This is a genomic window from Venatoribacter cucullus (assembly GCF_016132445.1).
Lineage (GTDB): Bacteria > Pseudomonadota > Gammaproteobacteria > Pseudomonadales > Oceanobacteraceae > Venatoribacter > Venatoribacter cucullus.
This window is the reverse complement of sequence record NZ_CP046056.1, coordinates 717,955-740,206: the sequence shown is the minus strand read 5'-3', so window position 1 is coordinate 740,206 and position 22,252 is coordinate 717,955. Positions and strand designations below refer to the sequence as shown.

Annotated in this window: 11 protein-coding genes; 1 reads left to right on the top strand and 10 read right to left on the bottom strand. The window is 50.7% G+C overall.

Going from position 1 to position 22,252, the window contains the following annotated elements; all coding sequences use genetic code 11:
* Positions 1-4: 4 nt before the first annotated feature.
* From GJQ55_RS03605 to GJQ55_RS03590, 4 genes are all read right to left on the bottom strand, one after another.
* Positions 5-1,384: a MotA/TolQ/ExbB proton channel family protein gene (locus GJQ55_RS03605; RefSeq protein ID WP_228346151.1), complete on the bottom strand. Its 1,380-nt coding sequence runs from the start codon at positions 1,382-1,384 to the stop codon at positions 5-7.
* Positions 1,384-2,154, bottom strand: coding sequence for a DUF3450 domain-containing protein (locus tag GJQ55_RS03600; RefSeq protein ID WP_228346150.1), 771 nt, complete (start codon positions 2,152-2,154; stop codon positions 1,384-1,386). The genes GJQ55_RS03605 and GJQ55_RS03600 overlap by 1 nt, the downstream gene beginning before the upstream one ends.
* A 264-nt stretch (positions 2,155-2,418) precedes the next feature.
* Entirely contained in the window at positions 2,419-3,888 is a 1,470-nt protein-coding gene (locus tag GJQ55_RS03595; protein WP_228346149.1) for a hypothetical protein, read from the bottom strand.
* Positions 3,889-3,975: 87 nt separating this feature from the next.
* Positions 3,976-6,972: a TonB-dependent receptor gene (locus GJQ55_RS03590; protein WP_228346148.1), complete on the bottom strand. Its 2,997-nt coding sequence runs from the start codon at positions 6,970-6,972 to the stop codon at positions 3,976-3,978.
* 321 nt (positions 6,973-7,293) lie between these two features.
* Here GJQ55_RS03590 and GJQ55_RS03585 point away from each other — a divergent pair, with 321 nt between their 5' ends.
* A complete protein-coding gene (locus tag GJQ55_RS03585; protein WP_228346147.1) occupies positions 7,294-7,950 on the top strand; it encodes a leucine-rich repeat domain-containing protein in 657 nt (218 codons plus the stop codon).
* A gap of 185 nt (positions 7,951-8,135) precedes the next feature.
* On the opposite strand, the gene GJQ55_RS03580 is transcribed toward GJQ55_RS03585, so the two are convergent.
* Genes GJQ55_RS03580 through GJQ55_RS03555 form a run of 6 tightly spaced genes read right to left on the bottom strand, consistent with a single transcriptional unit; the run spans position 8,136 to position 22,093 of the window.
* Positions 8,136-9,290, bottom strand: coding sequence for a hypothetical protein (locus GJQ55_RS03580; RefSeq protein ID WP_228346146.1), 1,155 nt, complete (start codon positions 9,288-9,290; stop codon positions 8,136-8,138).
* Positions 9,291-9,316: 26 nt separating this feature from the next.
* Entirely contained in the window at positions 9,317-9,784 is a 468-nt protein-coding gene (locus GJQ55_RS03575) for a DUF6160 family protein (protein ID WP_228346145.1), read from the bottom strand.
* Between the two features lie 2 nt (positions 9,785-9,786).
* Entirely contained in the window at positions 9,787-11,211 is a 1,425-nt protein-coding gene (locus GJQ55_RS03570; RefSeq protein WP_228346144.1) for a hypothetical protein, read from the bottom strand.
* Positions 11,208-19,451, bottom strand: coding sequence for a lectin-like protein (locus GJQ55_RS03565; protein WP_228346143.1), 8,244 nt, complete (start codon positions 19,449-19,451; stop codon positions 11,208-11,210). The genes GJQ55_RS03570 and GJQ55_RS03565 overlap by 4 nt, the downstream gene beginning before the upstream one ends.
* 13 nt (positions 19,452-19,464) lie before the next feature.
* The gene (locus tag GJQ55_RS03560) at positions 19,465-20,952 is read right to left on the bottom strand and encodes a DUF6160 family protein (protein WP_228346142.1); all 1,488 of its coding nucleotides are present in this window, start codon (positions 20,950-20,952) and stop codon (positions 19,465-19,467) included.
* Between the two features lies 1 nt (position 20,953).
* Positions 20,954-22,093: a DUF6160 family protein gene (locus tag GJQ55_RS03555; RefSeq protein ID WP_228346141.1), complete on the bottom strand. Its 1,140-nt coding sequence runs from the start codon at positions 22,091-22,093 to the stop codon at positions 20,954-20,956.
* Positions 22,094-22,252: the final 159 nt, after the last annotated feature.

Here is a 22,252-nt window from a genome sequence, read left to right as displayed (position 1 = left end):
GTGCTTACGCCGCTTTAGTCTGAGAAGTTTGCTGTTCGGACTGGCGCGCCAGAATGCCGGTGGCACGCTCTTCCAGAATCATAATCAGCTCACGGGAACGGTTGTTGGTTAAGGTGTGCAGGAATACACAGGGGATTGCTGCCACCAGACCCTGAACCGTGGTGACCAGCGCCTGAGAAATACCGCCGGCCATCAGTTTCGGATCACCGGTACCGAACAGCGACATGGTTTCAAACACATCGATCATACCGGTTACGGTACCCAGAAGACCCAGCAGTGGCGCCACCACCGAGATGATTTTGATCCAGCCGATGCCTTTGGTAAGGCGCGGAATTTCCGCAGCAATGGCTTCACCCAGGTGCAATTCCAGCGTTTCGGTATCGGCTTTTTTATTGGCATTAAATACTGCCATTACCCGACCCAGAGCGTTGTTTTCATCCGGGGTTTCATTGCCCATTTGCTTGCGGATTTTGCCGGCTTCGCTGTACAGCACGATCATGCGCCACACGGCCAGGAAAATACCGAAAGCACCCAGCACCAGAATGACATAGCCAACCACACCACCCTGGTCGACACGGTCACCCAGCTCCGGCGACTGCCCCATAATTTTCAGCAGCTGACCACGGGCCGGATCAATCCAGAACGCGGTTAATTCAGTGCCGGTGGCGGCAGCCAGATCATTAATAGGGCCGGTATAACGACCAGCCGGTTGCTTATCCAGCTCGACCAGACGGCCGGTTTCCAGATCCCAGTTCAGGTATTTGCCATCGGCCACGGCATTAAAACCACCCACACGAATCACCGGCTTGGCAACGGTTTCACCGGACGGTAATACCACTTCCGCCGGGTAGCTGGCGATACGGCCACTGAAGGTCATTTCACGCTGCATTTCAAACCACAGACGCTCCAGCTGACCAATAGACGGCAAACTGGATGACGAGCCGGCGACGCGGATTAAATCGGTAAGAAACTGTTCACGCCCTGGTAATTCAGAGCTGACGACCGAACCTTCAAACACCGCCTTGGTATCACCGGCAACCTGTTGCAGCACACCAAACAACTCTTTCAGACTACCCAGACGGTTGTTCAGACGCTCCTGCGCTTCGGCAATGCTGGTTTCGTTTTGCTGGAATTGCTGCTCTTTCTGCGCACTTAATTGTTCCAGGCGGCTGCGCTCAGCCTGCGCATCAGCCACCATCCGGTCCTGCTCGGCTTTGGACTGATTAAAGCGCGCCATGCGCTGTTTAAATTCCTGATCATCACGGGCCTGACCCTGCTGCACCAGATTCAGCAGATCATTTACCGATACCGGCTCGTTGGCTTGTACGGTTGGCAACCCACCCAGAGTAAGCGCAGCGGCTAACAACAGAGACTGCAATTTCATTATTTAACCTCCTGCGGAGCGGCAACCGGCACCTGAATTAACGCCGGTGCGGCCTGTTCACGGGCAATACGGATGCCTGCCATTAATTTGCTTTTGTAGGATTTATCCAGGGCCTGCCATTCACTGGCGGCGGTGTTCCAGACACCCAGTTCTTCACCATCCAGTGACTGATACATCAGCGCGATACGCCCAACACGGAGGAAATCCACCTCACGCTCCAGACCGTTCAGGCTTAACGTGCCCCGGTACGATTCGATGGTGCGGCCATAATTAATTTCGGTTTGGTAGGCTTCCATGACCTTGCGGTATTTTTCCGCCACGGTAACGTCAGAACGGCCCATCAGATCTTTCAGAGCATTCATACGTTTGGTGCGATCGTCTTTCAGAAACGGCACATCGACCGCCACAAACTGATCAATGGCATCGATCATGCGCAGCATCAGCGGGGTAATCTGACGCTCAACCAAGGTGACGTTTTTAATGCTTTCTTCAATACCCACCAGCTCTTCCTGCTGGGCATTCAGCTGACGATCCAGCTGTGCAATGTAGACATTCAGACCATCGACTTCTTTCATTAAGCCGCGGTATTCGCGCTCAGCGGCACGAATGCTGTTATCCACAGCATCAATTTTTTGCTGCGATTGCTGCGCCTTGCCGGCCCGCTGCACACCTTTATCCAGTGCACCATCAATGGCCGCCGCAGAAGCCCCCATAACCACACCACCTGCGAGGATGGCTGCCGCCAGAATATTGCGAGTACGCACTTGCATCGGCATAACCTTTACCCGTTCTGTTCATTGTTCGCCTGACTGCCAGGCACCTTAAATTCGCGCTCAGAATACGGCGTTTCTGTGACAGTTCTGTGACATGACAGAATGACTGCAGATTTGTGACAGGTGCGAGACGGGAGACGGGAGACGGGAGACGGGAGACGGGAGACGGGAGACGGGAGACGGGAGACGCTGAAATTGTGACGCCAGAGCCGCAAAAAAAAACGGCGCCCGGAGGCGCCGTCTCATATAACTGAGTCTGTATTACTTATCCTGACCCTGATCTTTAATATCATCCAGTGTACCCGGAATAATCCAGTCAGCCCACCAGGCATCTGCTGCTGCAGTACCTGGCTTAACGGCACCGATGTAATCGGTATTGTCGAAGGCAAAAGCAGAACCGTTATCAACAGCAGTCATCGCCGTGGTTACACCCTTAGCGTGCGCATCAGTCAAGGCCGCTGCCGCATCCAGCGTTACAGCTTTAGCTCCAGTAATAGTGCCGGACTGTACAGTTTTGGCAGCACGTTCGGCATAGAACTCACTATCGCACTGACCAATAACGTTAGCCAGAGTTACCTTAGATTCAACAATGGTTCCATTGCCATCAGTATCAGAGTCATCAATACGAATACAGTCTGTAAAGTTAATCACCGCTGAGTTATACAGCGAGACATTAACAGATCCGCGCAGACGCATGCCCGGCTGGCCAGAAATCTTACCCTTTTTTTCATCAAAATAGTTTTTGTTCACTTCAGATCCAACAATCAGGATATTCGCCAGGGCACCTTCTGTCTGCGGAACATAATCTGCATCTGAAGAGTTAGCCTCAATACCGCGCGGATCGTTGCTGCCACTCGGAGAAGTTTTCTTAGGATCTTTGCGAATAATGGCGTATTGAACGTTGCCTTTCCAGCCTTCGTCAAAATCGATATCGTCATCGTCATTACCGGTCAGAACCAGATACTTGGCATTGACGGTACCACCGAACCATTCCACCGCATCATCCAGGTTATTGTGCACCTGCACATACTCGATTTCAGTACCATGACCCACACCCATCAGAGTCAGACCGTTGATTTCGTTATTCTGACCAACAGACTTCCCACCTTCGGCAATGCGTACGTATTTAATAACACCACTGTTATCGGCCGGATCATTGCCACCGTAATAGCCAATACCAGGACCGCCTTCACCGGTTACGTTACAAACAGTGCCGTCGCCGTAGCACGCACCGGTATTACCAGCACCATAGTGAGGTGCAAAGCCTTGCACAATTACGCCACCCCATTCACCCAACCCATCGAAATCATCATCCAGAGAACTGAAGGTAATAGGGGCTGTCTTGGTGCCTTCAGCCATAATTTTCGAACCACGGGTAATAATTAACACACCGTCATTCAGTGCCTTAACATTGGTGCCCGGCTCAATGGTCAATACCGGCCCTTTACCCTTCAAGGCCGCCACGTCAGCAGCGTTAACGCCAACGTTACCTGCACCCACTTTAACCTGACCTTTCAGGAACCAGGTTTTATCTGCTGTCAGGGTGAAATCCTCATTGACAGTACCTTGCAGAGTACAACCATCGTCACTGCAAGTAACAAATGAAGATTGCTCAGACGGTGTCGGAGTAGGCGTTACGGATACATCATCATCGTCATCATCGCTGCCACCGCAGGCAACCAGAGACGCCGACAGAATAGCAATGGCCAAGTAATTCTTCTTAAGTTTCATGGTACTTCCTCGATAGGTTTTATCAGAGTTAATTAAAAATCCCGAAACATAGTTTTCCCTAACTATGTTTCATCTTTATTACAGAATTTAAAAAACATACTCTAACGATGCTGATATGTTGGCACCGTTGTAATAGCTTTCAATCTCAGTAGAATCTCTTGAGTAGCTAACTTTCTCGTCAGTAATATTCGACGCCTTCGCCTTAATATTCAGCGTTTCACTGATGTCGTATTGATAGGTCAGATCCAGAGAATAACGGCCATCTTCAACCTCAGAAGCCAACTGACCACGACTTGCAGCATAAATTCGATCATCAAAATAATTAAACAAGATGGTTAAAGATTGACCTGTTGGCAAGTGATCAAAACCTAGTTGAATATTCACTAAATATTCAGACTGTCCCTGCAGCTGACGTTTTGAAATACCTTCCAGACGCTCAGCATCGGTACCACTTAAGTCAACTTCCGAATCAATATAAGCGAAGTTACCGCCAACAAATGATGACCAAGAATCGCCGCTATAGGCATTGATTCGAAAATCCAACTCCAGCCCTTGCAGAGTGGCACTGGGTACGTTTGAAAAAGTATAACCATCCGCCGCACTGCCACTTCCATCAAGGACAGAGCGCTCAATCGGATCAGTAACATCCTTATAGAAAGCGGCCAATGAAATACTTTCATCTTCCGAGAAATAATATTCCGCTCTTAAATCAACGTTGAGAATTTCTGAAATTTTAAGATTGGGATTGCCAACCATCAGCTTCTCTGTTTCGGGGTCATACTGAGCCGATTCAGAGCGCTCTGTAAGGCCAGGCTTTGACAGCGTCTGACTTACACCACCACGAATCTGAAAATCATCTGTGAGCCGTAAAACTGCCGATAAAACCGGCAATACTTTGGTTTCGGACAGTTCACTATCACTACCTGATGAACCCGGATACTCCAGCGTTTGCTTAAAATCTTCGACTCGCGCACCAGCCAGAACGGATACTAAACCGAAATCCAATTCACCAGACACATAGGCTGCCAGGGTTTCATCCGTTGCATCATAATCATCGGTATCAGCAGTCGATCCGTTAATCTGAATAACGCCAGCATCAATATTTTCTTTGGAAAGCAAATCTTCCAAAGACTGAGTTGTATCTAACGTTGTGATGGATTTGTTCTCATAACGAGCAACATCCACTGTACGATCTTTCTGGTTTAAAAGCACACCTGTTTTTAAGCGAAATAAGCTGCTACCAAAGGTAATATCGGATGTGTAATCAAGTCCAAAATCCAATGAATCCTCAGTAAGATCTGAGTAGCGTCTTTCTACGGAACCCAACAGGTTCAGTTTATCAGCGCCCTCACTGGCACCGTATTCATAGTAACGGCGATCCGGCTCATAACGTGATGTCTGGCTGAAACCGACGCGCCACGATACCTCATCCTCACCCAGTAAATTTACATAGTGACTACCAGAAAACTGCTGGCCAATATATTGACGTTCAACCCACTGCAGCAGTGTTTTCTCAACCTCATAGCCAGCACTATCATCTACCGTCTTATCGAACCGCACGGTATCATCAGTTTTTCGTAAAAGAATCGTTTTGCTTTCGTAATGATTAGTGCCGTAATCCAACCCATAAACAAAATAGCCTGTCAGATCTATTTTTTGCTGACTTCGTTCATAAGAACCAACCTCACTGACATCATTAAGTCTTGCCTTATGACGACTATCTGTTTCATTTTTATATTGCAAAGCAAAATAACTGCCGGTACCACCAAAATCTTTTTCATTGTAATCACTGAGAGCCAGTGAAAATCCTGTATCGGGTGCAGCGGTCTTTGTTTTCAGGTTATAAATATTCTCAAAGGAATTTGCGAGTCGGATCTGCTCAGAGAGAGGCCGACAAAATGAGAAATTACAACCAAACTGAGGGGAATCCATACCGCCGTTGGTAATATTTTCAGCATAAGATGGTTGCTCACGGGTACCATCATCAATTCCGAGCCAATCCAGATCTCCACCCTTATAGCTCACATAATCTTCAAAAGTAGTACGGGTATTCATTCCCAGTGATACAGCAACTTTGCCAGAAGACTCAGTTGGCATCTCTTTCGTTTTCATCCTGATTGCGCCACCGGTTGAATCACCTGGAAGATCCGGTGTAAAGGTTTTCTGAATTTCAATGCCACCTAAGACGCTGGCCGGAAATAAATCCAGCGGGACATCACGGCGCATAGGATCCGTACTGGGCATTAAGCTGCCATTCAGGGTGGATGAGATATAGCGCCCCTGCATGCCACGTACCACGGCAAATTGCCCACCAACAACAGACACACCGGCTACACGCTTTAATGCTGACGCGGCACTGGAATCACCGAAGCGGGCTAACTGCTCTGCCCCAATCGCATTCAGCACCGCACTGGAATCCCGCTGCTGCGCAGTAGCAGTAGAGGGAATATAAGAACCCACTGCTACCACTTCTTCGATCATGCCGTCGCCGGACATGCTGAGGGTAAGATTCAGGCCGGTGTTCACATTACCCATTACCCGCACTGACTTAACGTCGCGCTTGCCGTAGTTGGGGTGGGCAATAACCAATGAATAATCACCGCGCGGCAGTTCCAGGCTGAAGTAGCCTTTATCGTCGGTTACGATGGCTTGCTCGGTGCCATTCACCACTACACTGGCACCCGCTACACCACCACCGGTCTCATCCGACTGAATAAAGCCAGACAGCTGCCCCAGCGCCGGCGTTGCTTCATCGCCCGGCACATAGAGGTTTACATCGGCCATGGCTTCGCCACCGATGAGCTCTACCTGAATTTCAGCATTTTCCTTGCTGCTGTTGGCAGTGAAGTCAAATTCACCAACGTATTCACCATACTTGGACAGTTCAACCCGGTAATTACCTGAACCAATATCGAAGGTTACAAAACCGGAGGAACCAATCAGTTTTTTCTGGCCATTGACCGAGACAGCCAGGTCACGCACGGCGCTGCCATCTTCAGTTATGTAAAACACCGCCTCACCCGCCAGCAGTTGCGCCGCGACGAGGTATGAGGCTGCACCCAGCAGCACTTTAGTTGCTTTCATCTTGCCCCCTGAAGGAATACACAAACTTCAGGCAACCGAGGTACGGCCACCCTTATGAACAGGCGGCAGTATGTTGCGGATATGTTGCAGTCAGATGACAGAATGGCGAGTAATGACGAGCAGAGTATGGAGCCTTGCGCATCCCCTGGTGTCCAGCTTCGTCCTTACCCCGGCTTTACAAACAGGCGCGCTGACTTTTTATTTTTCCCTTTAAAATCAGACAGTTACATACATAGTACAAAATGTTACAGATCTGGCCGGGTCAAGGTGATTGTGATACGATGTTTTCCACTAAAAAAAGAATAATAAACAGGCATCACCATGAAAGCGTCCTTGTCCCAACTGACATTGGCTATTGCCGTCAGTGCCGCCCTTACCGGCTGCAGCGGCGGTGGTTCCGGATCTTCTGCAGAAGCTACGGCCCCTGCAGCGGTTATTCCTTCTGTCTCAGAATCTGACACGGCTGACAAAGCAATCCTGTTTGTTGCGCCTGATTATCAGCTCATTGACGATGCGAATCTGCGCGCCTGTATTGAGGCCACCGGGATCAGTACAGTTAATCAGCTGCAAATACTGGAATGCCCGCACAGTCAGATCACCAGCTTGGCTGGCCTGGAACAATTTACGGCGCTGCGGGTACTGAACCTGCGAAATAATGCCATCCAGTCTGTTGCCGGGCTGGGCGAGCTGGCCGGGCTGAGCTGGCTGGATATCAGCTACAACCGCATTCAGGATGCCAGTCCACTGCAGTCGTTACAGCAGTTAAGCAGCCTGAACGCCAGCCACAACGAGCTGCGCTCCCTGGAAGCTTTGGCATTACCGGAGCTGAGTAAGCTGTATGTCAGCCACAATCAGCTGCACAGCTTTGAATTTGTGAATGGAATGCCGGCACTGAAGCATCTGACCGCTGAAAACAATAACAGCCAGGCCAGCTTTCCCAGTGCCATGCCTGCAGGAATAAAAACCTACAGCATTTAAAGATTCTTCTTAGTTAAAAAACCTGCTGCGGCAGGTTTTTTTTTATGCCGGAAATCCTGTGGCATAGGTCAGAACTACCCTTACAGAGTCGTGCTTTCGGCATCGCTATAAACGGGTAAGACAGACATAAAAAAGAGGCCACTAAGGCCTCTTTAAAATCAAACCACCACGACCAGAACAAGAACTCAGTAACCGTTATTGCGGTAGGTTTGCGACCAGGAGGGCAGATTAGCTACGTCACCATAGTTCTCGTTAGCACTGTAAACAGAATGGTTCGGATGCCCCGGGAAGTAGTTATTCGGGTGCGAGCCTTTCTGGGTTTCTGCAATCAGACCACCATCACCACCCAGGTTAAGCCAGAAGCCCGGACGGGTAATTTCAGGTGAAAAACCCTGAGTCGGGCTCCACTGAATAGAACGGGTACCCACACTGAAAAAGAAGCTGGGGGTATTATTCAGGAAAATGGACTGCACCGGAAACAGCTGTGCATGCGGTGATTGGCCAATCAGCGATTCACGGTCAGAAACCAGCAGACCGGTTAAGCCACCGGTTGCATCCAGGGTCATGGTGTTTTTATCCAGGAAACCAATAGTCCGCGCCCCACCAAGGAATGCTTCCAGCTTAATAGCCCCGACATTCAAACCCAGTAACTTTGAATCTGCAGTAATGGTCGGGCGGATAAAACCACTGATTACGTCAATGATATTCCCCTGATACCCCAGCGTATTTTCAAAACCAAGCCGGAAGCCCACCAGCTTACGGGCGCCGGAAGTTTCATCAAAAGCAAATTCGAAATAAGGGTTTTCCTGCACCATAGGCAGCATTTCATACTGTCCGTTACCCTTGTCACGGATTTGGCCCATGGTGACATCGCGCAGTTTAATATCAACACCGCCATCCGGCTCAAAACCACCCGGGTAGTCAAAGAAACTCATCTCACCCACGTTATGCGTCTTTTCTGAAGACAGATAATCAGAATCCGACAAACCAACGTTACCGCAGGGGTTGCCCGTACAGGCCCAGTTAATATTGTCGTTGTATGAAGCAGGAATAATGTTGTTGTAACACACCTGGCCGTTAGCACCGCCAATACAGTTGGTGCCTTCCGGACGCCAGTAACGACCCAACGCCAGCTCTTCAATGTTGGCGTTAATCTCAATACGGGCACCCATGGTCATCCGCAACATCCGCAGATCAGCACCACCATCCTGGTTAACGACCTGATCGGTTACTTCAAAAATTGCCTGACCGTAGGTATCAGCCAAGGCATCCTCATCCATTGGCTGCATACCAGCAATACCAATGGCAGACCAGAAAGCCAGTATCGCAGGTAATGTCATTTTTATTATTCTGTTCATAACCCGACCTACTTGATTGCAAAAATATTCATACGGGTTTCAGCCGGGAACTGTAACTGTCCGTCGACATCCACCCCCATAATAAACTGATGGTTTTCAGTAACCGTTTTACCTGGCCCCAGATAAACCCCTTCAACCGACAGTTCATCAAAATTCACTTCTTCCGGTAAGGTCACCTGAATGGCACCGGCGGTACCGGCCGGGCCAAAGTTATTCACCAGATCAATTTTCATGTTTTTGAACTCCACCCCACCGGTCATATTATCCAGCACCAGCCAGTATTCCTTGGTGTTGTCATCGTATTCGGCATCTTCGTTGGTGTAGCTGATGCGGGTTCCGGTATCGAACTCCATGCCAGCACTCAGGGTAATACCTGCCTGCCCGGAAGCCTGCTGCATTTCTGCTTCATTCAGTTCACTCATGCCGGCATAACTAACCGAGGATAGTAACGCGCTGATCAGGATAATTTTTTTCATTGTTATAAGTCCTGAGTCGTAATAACCAGACGCTGGATTTCCAGACCACGGATCTCAACAACGTTCTGATTCGGAATAAAGGGGATCTGATTATTCGGATTGGCCTCGTTGTAAACCGCAACCTGTTCGTTATAAATAACCGTTTTTGGCACAAAGGCCCGGTGAGTAACATTATCGTAAGTGGCTACAATATTACCACTGGCATCACGCAGGAAAATATCTTCAACCCCGGTAATCAGCTCAGGGTCATTTGGGTCACCAAAGGCCATCGACTGGATAAAAATATTGCCTTGCGGTGCCTGCCCAACGTCTTGCGGCAAACCGGCAATTTCCATGCGCAACTGCGTGGTCGCCGGTAAATACGTTGGATTTTTCCAGGTTCCCCGCTGAATCTGCGCAAACTGCACGGTACTGATGGTCAGCGGCTGATCAACGCTCCCCAATGGCAAGTAGGCATCCACACCACGCAACTCCAGCATACTGGCAGCGGCACCGGACGGATCGGCGGTTAAGCGAATAGCATCGGCACGTAAACCAATATTAACGGCCATGGCCAGACCACGGTCGGCATACACCGGCTGGCCGTTATTTTCATAACGCGCCAGATTGGCTGCGGAAAGGGTTTCACCCTGGCTGCTGTGGCCCCAGATCATGGCGCTGGTACCATACAGGCGCACACCTTCCAGATCGGCATAAGCCAGAAACTGATCATCTGTGCTTAACGTACGGTTCTGATCGGTAATGGTATCAATACGGAAATGCAGATCGAACTTATTGGTTGCCAGATCCAGCTGGTCTTCCTGCTCCTGCAAATACGCCGCGTACTCCTGACTAAGGCTGGTCAAGCTACCAATACTGATGGGCTTATTGGCAAAGAAGTCGTTAGGCAAGCCCCGATAGTATGAAACCGACTCACTGGAATAACGGTCTGCACGATTCTCGACGCCCAAGCGATTACCAGACCAATCGTAGAACCCCCGTTCTTTCTGGGTTAAATCAGCGGCCGGAAAACCAGCATAAAAAGCCGTGTGTACACGACTGCCGGTAACAAAGGTTCCGTCACCTTCCGGATCAATTAAACCAACATGTCGTTCGGTAATCTCACGCAGATCACCAATAACAAAAGGGTCATCGTAGGTACCGAAAAAACCGCCGCTGTTGGCCTTCCCCGGCGTGGCACCGGAGCGGTTAAAGCGCAGTTCACTCAGAATCACCGACTCGGCATCTGAACCTTCGGTAAGGCGCAGACGCAGGCGGAAATCATCCGGCTGACCGTAGTCGCCGGAGTAGATCACTACGCTATCAAAGGTGGCACCGATACCCTCGCCGGTGACTTCACCCAGCTGGGTTTCATCCAGGGGTTGCATGGCGAAGGCAGATGAGCTGACCAGCAAACAAAATAAGCCGATGGATACTTCATTTCTCATTGGTCTTCACCCCATACAAACAGATCGTCACCACCAGTACAAGCTAATACATCATCGAGGAGATTACGCACGTTAATACGTTGATTTGTCCCCATACGACACCACTTCTCGCCATTAGCAGTACGTTTAACATTAAGGCTTTCGCCATCTTTTACCAACGTCCAGGTGGTCGGGTTTTCATTACAAGCCTTTTTACCCAGATCTCCGGTGCCATCAGCACAGGCATTATCACCTTTGTTGATCATCTGATTACTGATCGGATTATATGTCCAAAGCTCACCCGCAACGACTGAGTTGGCGCAATTATTGGCTTCATAGCGACCTTCACCCGAATCAAACGCCACACATCGGTCTGATCCAAACTTCAAACGTCTCCAGCGCGGAGTCGTAATAATATTTTCCTGGGTTACATAAACCTCATCGGCTTCAGCCATATTGGTGGAGTTTCCTCCCCATACGGTCAGACGTAACTGCGACAAAATATCGGTACTGGAGGTATATGGCAGATCAACACTGATCGAACGCGTCCTTGCTGACTCATTCATTGCGTCAGTGTATGCAAAGTTACCGGATGTAGTAGCGCCAGTGGTAAACACTGCACCATTTGCATTAATCCATTCCCAACGGTAATTAATAATGTTGTGTTTTTTATTCACTGATTCACGGGGTGGCACGGTAAAACTCACCTGAGCTTTTGCTCGTGCCCCCAGGAAGTTGTCAATCGGATAAAACTTACCGCCAGCTTCAGCATTATTACTGAGTGCTGTTGAAGACAGTGAAATAAGGTCATTCACACTGATGTCGTTACTGATAACAAAATCCCGGAAGGTTTTATTAACATCATTGTCTTTATTAGCGCTGGTTAATGAGCCAAGCCCAACCACACGTGAAGGTGCCGGATTCTGCAAAGTAACCCGTACCTGATAGTCATTACTATTAAACAGAACATCTTTGGTCCGAATTATCAACTGGCTGTTCTGAGGAACTGTAGCGACCGGATCAAAATTAATCGTTCCGGATTGTAAAGCAGGTGATGAATATTCAAACGCCAGATAGTCACTATCTGTTTTTCCCGCTGCTTTATTCAACACTTCAACATAGCGTGATACATCAAAATCCGTAGCAGGGTTTCCACTACGCTGTATGTCGACAACCAGCTTCTGTCCTTCAAAAACCGGAGGAATATTTTCATTAATAATGACCAACGCCGGGCTGGTTACGTCGACAATGGTCAGGTTAGCCACACCATTGGTGGCAGCGATAACCTCATCATGGCCGTCACCGTTCGTCGGCGTCAGGCTGATCCCCACCACTTCATTATTTTCCTGCACATCGTCGTTAGCGATTGTGAAGGTAATAATCTGGGTTTCAGTCGCCGTGGTGGCCGGAGTAACCGGTGTAATTTCATGCCACTGCAGCTGGCTGGTGAAGCTGTATCCCGTAGATGCCGGGGCAACCACATTCAGGGTCGCAGCCGGTGCATAAACGGACGTGTTACTGCGTTTAACCCGGATTTCACAGACCAGCTCATTCGGGCTGGCCCGTAATTCATCGGGTACGGTTGCCGAGGTGTTTGGTTCTTTGCAGCTGTAGCTATCCGTTTCAAAGGCAAACTCACCGGGCGCATAGTCACGGATAAACAGCTGGGCCTGATTCTGCATGGTTAAAATCGGGTCTAATCCCGCAGCGTGATTCAACCCCGTCAGAGATACGGTCAGAGTACGATCGGCGCCATTAATGGCAGTGTCATTTGTAACCACCACATCGAAGCACTGGTCGGCACTGTCACCATCGGCAAAGACCACGGTGCCGGTATTGGCTGTCGGTACAATGCCGCTGGCCTGATAGTTAAAGTCAGTACCGGCAAGGGCTGAACCGCTGGTGCTGTAGTTCACATTCACTTCACCCTGAGAGCCAGACTCGCGCTTAATACAGATTTGCTGTACCGCAGAGTTGGTTTCCAGTACCACCGCCGGATCCGGAGCAACCACCGAGAAGTTGCCATAAGGGTTAGGGGTTACGTCATTCAGACGCAGGTTGAAATTGCTGGCTTGGCCGGCACTGGCATTGGCCAGGTCAGCCAGACGCAGACGGGCAATTTCCGTACCTTCACGCTGTTCGTCGTCGGCATTATCCAGGGTAATCACCACATTCTGCGTGCCACGGGTATTGGCAGGCCAGCTGACCGGCATCCCTGTGCCATTAACATAGGCTGCACCAAAAGCCAGATCAGCCGGATTGGTGGCGGTGGCCATATCGGCCTGGGTTCCCAGCGTGGCAGTGCTGTTGGCAGTATCCAGATCCACATACACCGTCAGCGGTTCTTTACTGCCACGGCTGCGCTCCAACGCAACAGTTACACTGCCACTGTCTTCATCAACCTGCACACTGCTGCCGCTGAACTGCACCACGCCAGCTGGCGGTGGCGGCAATACGGCGGTAATTTCAGCGGCAGACAACTGGCGGTTAAAGATCTGAATATCATCAATCAGGCCAGTGAACGACTCTGCGGCACCCGGAACCTGGCCCACGTAGAAATTACCGTTGTTACCAACCGAGGTTTCACCTGCAGCAAAATCAAAGCTGCCGGTTAAATCGCCATCGATATAAATATCGAAACCATCAGCACGTTTGTTGTACACCACATTCAGCCATTGACGATCCAGCAGACCAGGAATATTCACCACCTGATTAGAGCTGGCGCTGGTGCTGTTACTGCTGTGCAGAGTATTGTCATTGGGGTACAGGAAAACCCCCGGCTGACGAGCCAGACCGTCATCCCCTTTCTGCAGAATGCCACGCCAGTTACCGGTCGGTGCATCTTCAATGCTGATACGGAAGGCCACACTGTATTCATCAGCAGGAATATCCAGCCCGCCATTAGGCTTGGCCGCCAGACCCGGAACAACCATACGCTGACCCGGACTAACAGACAGAGCACCATTAACCACCGGCGGCATCGGGTTGGATACGGTATTCAGGGCATCCTGATTGTTGCCGGAGAAATCCTGCTGCGGTAAAGCGTTGTTATTGAAATTCCAGCCAGCCAGTAACGGGGCTTTTACGCGCACGGTGACAAAGGTTTCAGAGGTTGCGGCCACGGCGGTACCCGGCGGAATATCCGTCGCGGTTAAGCGGAACGTCAGAATCACATCGTCTTTCAGCAGTACCGGCGTGCTGTAGCTCGCGGTAACGGTGGCAGAGCCTGCCGCACCAGCGACCAGATTATTGTTGCTTACAACAATGTCGGAACTGGCGACATCGGCAAAGCGACTGTCAGAAACCAGAGTCCAGCTGGCACTGGCAACCCCCATTTCTTCATCGTCTTCCAAGGTGGCCAGCAGCTGAATATTGCTGGTATTTTCCGCCACCACGGTCGCTACTGCACTGAGATTGGCGGCCGGTGCAAAGTTGGTTTCCGGGCCATTCACCTGCCAGTTACCTTCACTGGTCCGGTCCTGAGCGTTAACCCACACCTGCTCAAGACCACCAAGTTCCATGGCCAGCTTGAGCTTGGCGTTGTTAACTGCATCCGCCGGCGCTGCATAGCGCCAGTTGGTACCCAGGGTCTGACAGGCGCTGAAACCTTCGGACCAGCGCATGCTGGTATCAGCAGCGGTATTCACCAGTTTCCATTCATAGCCATCGGTACAGGCATAGCCACGGGATACCGGGGCCGATGCGGTGTATTTGCAGTTATCGGCATACCAGGTACCGGTACCACTGGCCACCCGGCTCAGATAGGCACAGTCGTTGTTCTGATCAATAAGACTGCTGACGCCCCAGTCGTTATAAGCCTGATGCGAACGCCAGCTGCCTTCGGCTTCCTGATCGCTCAGGTTCAGCCAGGCATCCTGACCAGCGGCGGTGACGGCCGCAGCCAGTACCAGCTGATCCGCTTTGGCAGAGTTATTGGCAAAACCTTGCGGGGTATAAAATTCACTGCCCGGGAATTCACTGGCGCAATAGCCAAAACCTTCCGCCCAGGTGCCTTTGCCGGTGGTTACAAACCATTCAATGTTGTTGCCGGCAATACGACGGCAGGCAAACGCCGCCTGTTCAATCGAACAACGACCAGCGTACCACTCGCCATCGGTACCAATACGGGCACAATCGCGGTTAAAGCTGTTGCTGGGCTCGCCGGCTTTCCACCAGGTAAAGCGCAGACGGTTGGCAATCCACTGCGATTCCAGCGCGGTATCGGTAAAGTTAATCCATACCGGCTCGGCACCAATATTGGCCAGCAACTGATCCATTTCATCCGGGGTACGCGGCACAGCAAATAAGCTACCACCCAGATTATTGTCACAGGCGGCAAACCCTTCACTCCACTGGCCGTTACCGGTTACTTTCCAGCTGCCATCGAAACAGGCAAAGGCATAGGTGCTGTTGCAGGGCACATCGGTCCAGGAACCGTCATTGTGCAGCACTGCGCAGTCGGAATTATTCAGGTTGCGGAATTCCGGTTTCTGCCAGATACCGGTTTTCATGCGATTGGAGAACCATGGGTTATGTTCCGGATTAATCGCATTAACGAAGTAATAGTTAATCCAGGTATTTTTAACCTGTGCATTGGTGTTGCGGATTGCCGCATCCAGCGCCAGATCTTCTGCTGCCGTTACCGGCGCGGCAAAATAATATTCTGCGCCGAATTGTTCTTTACACAGACGGGTACCGCGCTCGTAAGACCAGAAGTCTTCACCCACTTGCGGCGTAATCTGCAGTGAACCATTGACCAGCGTGCCTTTAGAGGTAGCCACCTTCCAGCCGGCACCGTTGGTACAGGCATAATGGGCAGCAAAGTTGCTGCAGCTGCCACTGCGCCAGGGGTTGTTAGTACCAGCGGCGGTGGTGGATTTGTAGGCACAGGTATTAACTGGCTCGACACCCGGGTAGGCATCAACCCAATTGGTATAGGGCTGATTTTTACGGAAATGACGGCCATCGGCAGCACCACTGCGGTTATCTTCATAAGCGCCATCATTCATGTTCAGCCACACGGCATTCATCGGGCTGGCGCGTTCGCTTTCGGCTAGCAAACGGGCAAAGTCGATCTGAATAGAATCGTTTTTATTTAACGGGGCGGCAAAAACGAAGGTGGAACCGTATTCGCTGAAGCAGGCTTTGTGGCCATCTGCCGGTTTCTGTGCCCGGCCCTGAGACTGGGTTACCTTCCATACGTAGCCGTCGGTACAGGCCCAGGGATACTCGGTAGCAGCAGTACAGGAAGTGTCATACCAATAACCATCAGCAGACTGATACACACAGTCTTCACCGGTTACCAATGCAGTTTCATCGGCGGCATTAATACCGGCATTATCTGGTTGACCGGCGGCCCAGCCCGGGTAGGTTGCAATCGGCGCGGCATTAAGAACCCAGGCGCCTTCTTTCATGGCATCGGTGGCGTTCAACCAGACCTTGGCCGCGCCGCCCATGGCATTTTTAGCGGCCAGGTTCTCGTTGTATGTGGCTGGGGCAGCAAACACCCAACCGTTACCCAAGGCCTGACAGGCGCTGACACCGGCAGAGAAATCAGCCAGTGAACCGGTAATAACCGATGCCTGCCAGTTATTACCATTACGGCACAGGTAGGCATAATTACTGGCGGTATTACAGCGTTCATCAGCCCAGCTGCCTTCCTGGTTATTGGTCAGCACGGCACAGTTTTCGCTGGTGCTGCCATTGGGCTCTACGGAAGACCACAGAGGCGTTTTCAGGCGTCGCTGATTCCATTCCCAGGTAGCAAAATTTTCCAGCCGGTTACCATTAATCCAGTACTCACCACCAATACCAGCCAGCTTGGCCTGGTGTTGCATAATACGGGCATCATTCAGCGACCGCGGGGCATTGAATAAATAACCATTACCGAAAGCACTGCAGGCTTCCTGACCATTGGCAAAATCATTCAGCGTGATGGGATCATTGGTGAAATACCAGCGACCGCCGGACGTACAGGCCACCGGCAATGCCTGAGTACAGTTGCGGGCACGCCATTGGGAATCGGTAGCGGAAGCTGCCACACACAGTTCGCTGGTACTGGTGCTGGGCTGGCCGGCGGCCCAGTTATTAATGTCTTTGTTTAACTGCCAGGTACCTTCAGATTGCTGGTCATCGGCATTGATAAATACATCGTTCACACCAGCTGGTTTGGCCGCCTGCAGAGCATTGCGCTGGCTCAGGGTTTCCGGGGCATAAAATTTATACTGACCACCGAATTCCGCTTCACATTGCAGAGTCATCTGATCCGGGCTGCTAAAGGTGTAATTAGCTGCGGTTACTTTCCAGGTGCCATTGGCACCCAGCCAGGGGTTATAACAAGCGATAGGTTGTGCACTGGCACAATTCAGATCATTCCATAAACCATCGTTACGCTGCACGGCGCAATCTTCGTTTCCACCGGCATTATTGGGTTCGCCCGCGCCCCAGAACGGCGCCATAACGTCCATATCCAGGTTGAACACAAAGGTATTGGCGTATTTTTTATCGTTGGCATTAATCCAGACATCGCCAGCACCGGCATCCGCAGCTACAGCCTGCAGCAACTGACTTTGCTGGAACGATAACGGTGCCGCAAATTTATAATCGCCGGTCGCACCATTTTCATTGGGAATTTGTGCACAAGCCGCATTACCAGAGGCAACGATGGTATTTTCATTAGTCTCTGTCAGTCCTGTGGCGTCGGGAGAAATGGCCCAGCGCGAACCATTAAAACAAGCAACGCGCTTGCTGTTGTCACACTCGGTGTCGTCCCATAAACCATCGCTGATATACAACTGGACACAAGCGCCGGAATTATTCGGCTCACTTTCACGAAAGTAAGGCTGTAACTGTTTGTTGGCTTCTACGGCTTGCTGTCTGTTGATGGTTACACCATCTTCATAACGGCGCCAGTTGTCATAAAACGTTGGGTTCGGATTAAATAAACCACCGCCTTCCGATTCAATCAGGTCGTACCAAACCACTTTACGCAGATCACCACCGGCCGTTACCGGCGCACGGTAGTCTTCGTTAATCAGCCAACGGTTAACATCGGTAACGCGTTTAATATTCAGCCAGGCCACAATGCCGTTACCGGCTGCCTGTACCTGAGCACCCGCACGGCTGCGGTCACCTTCCGTCACCGGGGTTTTCAGACGGTAATTTACATACGGATTGTCCAGGGTTTCAGTATCCGGACGGCTACAGGCATCCAGCGCCTGATTGCTGAACTGATGATCGAAATTACGCAGCGCCCAGTTATAACCATCACTGCACAGCAGCTTGGCCTCGCTGTCACAGGCTGCAGAAATCCATTTGCCATCGGTCTGACGGATGGTGGCACAAATACCGGTGTTAAAATCCGGCTGACTGGCCGCCCAGTTGAACAGGCCATGGTTCAGCATCCAGTAACCTTCTACCTGAGAATCACGGGCATTCACCCAGGCAGAAGCAACCGCTTCAGCGGTTAAAGCAGCACTCAAAGCATTACGCTCTGCCAACGTGCGGGGAGCGGCAAAGTTCCAGTTATTACCAAACGCCTGCTGACATACACCGTGCAGTTCATTGGGAGAATTGAAAGCAACCGGAGTGGTTTTATTGGCAATGTTCCAGGCGGTAAAATCCGTGTTGGCACACACCACCGGGCGGGTTACTCCGCAGCTCTGATCATTCCAAAGACCTGAAGCAAGAACCTCGGCACAATGTTCAGCTGAACCGGAGTTGTTCGGCTCGCCAGCATTCCAGAACGGAGCAAAGACAGACGTTGTACCGGCATTAAATACCCATACACCTTCCGTAACGTTATCCAGAGCGTTAATCCAGACATCAGCAGCACCGGCAGCAACGATACGTGCACTCAGAGCATTGCGTTGCTGTAAGTTTGTGGGTGCAGCATAAGAATAACCGGCCGGACAATTGGCGGCAGAGGTCAGAATAGAGGTTGCCGGGGCAGTTAAAGCCCAGTCAGAACCGTTAAAACAGGCGGCACGACGACTGGTGTTGTTGGTACAGGACAAGTCATTCCAGCCACCGGATGCCTGCTGAACGGCACAATCTTCATTGCTGGAATCATTCGGTTCCCCACCATTCCAGAAGGTGGCGGTATCGGCACTGACCTGCTGCGCCTGCAGCGCAGTTAAGCCACCCGTGGTTGCACCAGCAAACCAGACCGAGGTTCCATCAGCACGAACAGCCGCCTCAGAAACAACTGAGGCAGCGGTGAGAACGATGGTGAATACGATATTTTTATAATTATTTTTCATAAACTGCTGGCCCTTACTGGAGCGGTTCGATCCGGAAATAACTTCCCGGTTGCAGAGTCATATTGTTCATTACCAAACGGCCGGTCTGACCCTGATAAGTCTGACCATCACCCATTTTAATGGCGTTAATATTCATATCCATGCTGGCATCCACCACACCAATATGCAGACCTTTTTTGGTCTGATCGATGCTTTGTGACAGCGATACGTTATTCATCACAATTTCTGCCGTCAGCTGCGGATCCGGGTTGCCAGCCACTTTGGCCGGGTCATCTTTAATGGTGAGATCAAAACTGGCGGTACCATCAATGGAAAGATCAATCTGCATACCCTGAGCACCACTGCCTGGCATGGTGTAAACGCCAAGATTGACAGAGCCAGGTTGATTGCCAGCCTTCGTCACATTCATATTTTCAATGGCGTAACTGCCCATACTCAGCGATTCGTTGCTGCCATCACCAGAAGATAACGTCAGCGCCCCAATAATCAGATCCAGATCGTTAATATCACTGATGCTGGCCTCAAGGCCGGTAATAAAGCCGTTATCGGTAAAATCCATCCGGTAGCTGAGTTCACCGTTGGTATTCAACTGCACATTACGGGCATTCAGACGCTCATCACCGGTGCGGTAAAACACGGTGCCGATATTCATGTCGGAACTGAATTTACCTTCAATACCATCACGATTGAGATCTTTGCTGGCCGACAAGGTGAAGTAGCTGACAGCCGGATTTACACTGATATCACCGAAACCCACATCACCAAAGTTATTGGCACCAAAGATGTTGTTGCCATTTTCATCGAGAATGGAAATATTCTGAATTTCAATGGTGCCAACCATCTCACCCACCTGCAGTTTCAGGCCGTCATTATCACCAGTAAGGAACATTTCACTGCGGAACGCCGTCTCGCCGGTAGCTGGGGTAAACACCACATCCGAGCTGAAGGTCACACCATCTTCATCAAATTGATACGTTAAACCACTGCCCGCTTCCATTACGGTACGGAAGGCAATTTTTGAACCGGACGGATCATTCAGCAGAGCGGTTTCAAGATAGCTGTCTCCGATAAACTGCCAAACTGATAAACGCACACCACCAAACATGGCGCGACCGCTGAAAGAAATTTCGCCCAGTTCCAGGTCCAGCGTATTAATGTCTCTGCTCTTAATACTGACGTTACCGCCCGCATCCACATCGATAGTGGTTTTAATGGTATCAACGCCGGTAACGTTGCCATTATTGTCGGTGACCAACGTGCGCAGCGTCAGACCACCAATGGATAAATAATCTTCCCCCTCACCGTCGTTATCCTGTTCGGTAAAACGAATTTCACCCGTCTGCACCAGACGCCCTTCCGCATCACTGGTGGTTAATTCAATGGTAATACCGGACTGACCGGAAATTTCGGCCATACCTGCGTCATCCAGAACCTGCATGGCATTCAGCAGAGGCGACGACAACAGCAGCGGCAACCCGGCCCACAGACAGATTTTTTTCATCTTAATGGCCCTCAATCTGCATGTAGGTGTTATTGGTCAGATTCATCTGAATATCCATGCTGCCAATGCCCACCGGGTCAGTAACCACGCCGACCTTATCGCTGCGCTGCATTGTGAAATCAGAGACCAGCAAATTACCGCTGACACCGCTCTGGGCATTGGTTTTATCAAAATCAAACACCAGGCCACGCTCACCATCGACGTTCATGCGCATACCGCGGACACTGAGATCATCCACCAGGCTGATATTGGCCGACATTTCAAATACGTTCGGGCCCGGGTAGTTCTCACCAATGGCACCAGTGATATAGACAAAGTCGAGGGAGGAATCTTTTTTAACCAGCAGGTCCATTTCCATACCGATTTCATCCGCGCCACGGGCGTTTTTCACCAGCAGATAACCACCCGGCTGCAGGTTCACATTACGCAGCGCCGCACTGTTCAGCACATCATCACCGATACGGACGTTGTAAAAGTTAACATTGCCATCGGTAATTTCCGGTAAGCCGATGCGCAGGCCATCACCTTCCAGGTCGAAGGAGATATTTTTCAGCGCCATACCACCGCCCAGCGGGTTGCGCGGATCACCAAAATCCAGCGTCGCGGTCAGACGGGCACCGTCATCTTCCAGCCAGGTGTCAAAGGACATAGAACCGGGAATATCCAGATCAATGGTAATACCATTGCCTTCATTACCACCGGCATAGAGCGTAGTAACCAGCGCGTCACCGGTACCAATCTGAAAGTTGCCATGGCCAATACCACCCAGCGAATAGCCATTAATGGCAAACGAACCCACTTCGGTCTCGATGGGCAGGTCACGATTGGTGAACACCAGCGCTTTGCGGCCGTTCACTTCCTTAACTTCCAAGTCGATCTGCACCGGGCGGTTGGTTTGTGTATAGAGGCGGACAGGAGAAAGCGTCAGCATGCCGACATTGCCATCCCCCATACCATCGTCATCGATGTAGGAGATGGAATCGATACGGGCGTCGTACTCGGAGGTATAGCGTAAACCCTGAGCCTGACCAGTCACTTCCGACAAGCTTTGCTCGTCCAGTGGCTGCATAGCCAGCATGGGGAAGGCAACGACACAGCCTGCGAGCAATGCACTCAGCCGAAGACAGCCTAATGATGCCATCTGACTCTCCCTGATTTCTTATTGTTGTAAGTATTGTTATCAGATTGTGGTGATACAGACCGGAACATACCAGAAGCCATACGTCCGTGCTACTTGGCGGATCGGGCCAGTTTCCGGCCGACGCTCAGATGAATTTCAAAATACCCTTAATTTTCAATT

Excerpts from the sequence above, each read along its gene's own strand:
- GJQ55_RS03580 (WP_228346146.1), bottom strand. The coding sequence starts at position 9,290 with ATGACATTACCTGCGATACTGGCTTTCTGGTCTGCCATTGGTATTGCT.
- GJQ55_RS03560 (WP_228346142.1), bottom strand. The coding sequence starts at position 20,952 with ATGAAAAAAATCTGTCTGTGGGCCGGGTTGCCGCTGCTGTTGTCGTCG.
- GJQ55_RS03605 (WP_228346151.1), bottom strand. The coding sequence starts at position 1,384 with ATGAAATTGCAGTCTCTGTTGTTAGCCGCTGCGCTTACTCTGGGTGGG.
- GJQ55_RS03585 (WP_228346147.1), top strand. The coding sequence starts at position 7,294 with ATGAAAGCGTCCTTGTCCCAACTGACATTGGCTATTGCCGTCAGTGCC.
- GJQ55_RS03600 (WP_228346150.1), bottom strand. The coding sequence starts at position 2,154 with ATGCAAGTGCGTACTCGCAATATTCTGGCGGCAGCCATCCTCGCAGGT.
- GJQ55_RS03595 (WP_228346149.1), bottom strand. The coding sequence starts at position 3,888 with ATGAAACTTAAGAAGAATTACTTGGCCATTGCTATTCTGTCGGCGTCT.
- GJQ55_RS03570 (WP_228346144.1), bottom strand. The coding sequence starts at position 11,211 with ATGAGAAATGAAGTATCCATCGGCTTATTTTGTTTGCTGGTCAGCTCA.
- GJQ55_RS03555 (WP_228346141.1), bottom strand. The coding sequence starts at position 22,093 with ATGGCATCATTAGGCTGTCTTCGGCTGAGTGCATTGCTCGCAGGCTGT.
- GJQ55_RS03565 (WP_228346143.1), bottom strand. The coding sequence starts at position 19,451 with ATGAAAAATAATTATAAAAATATCGTATTCACCATCGTTCTCACCGCT.
- GJQ55_RS03575 (WP_228346145.1), bottom strand. The coding sequence starts at position 9,784 with ATGAAAAAAATTATCCTGATCAGCGCGTTACTATCCTCGGTTAGTTAT.
- GJQ55_RS03590 (WP_228346148.1), bottom strand. The coding sequence starts at position 6,972 with ATGAAAGCAACTAAAGTGCTGCTGGGTGCAGCCTCATACCTCGTCGCG.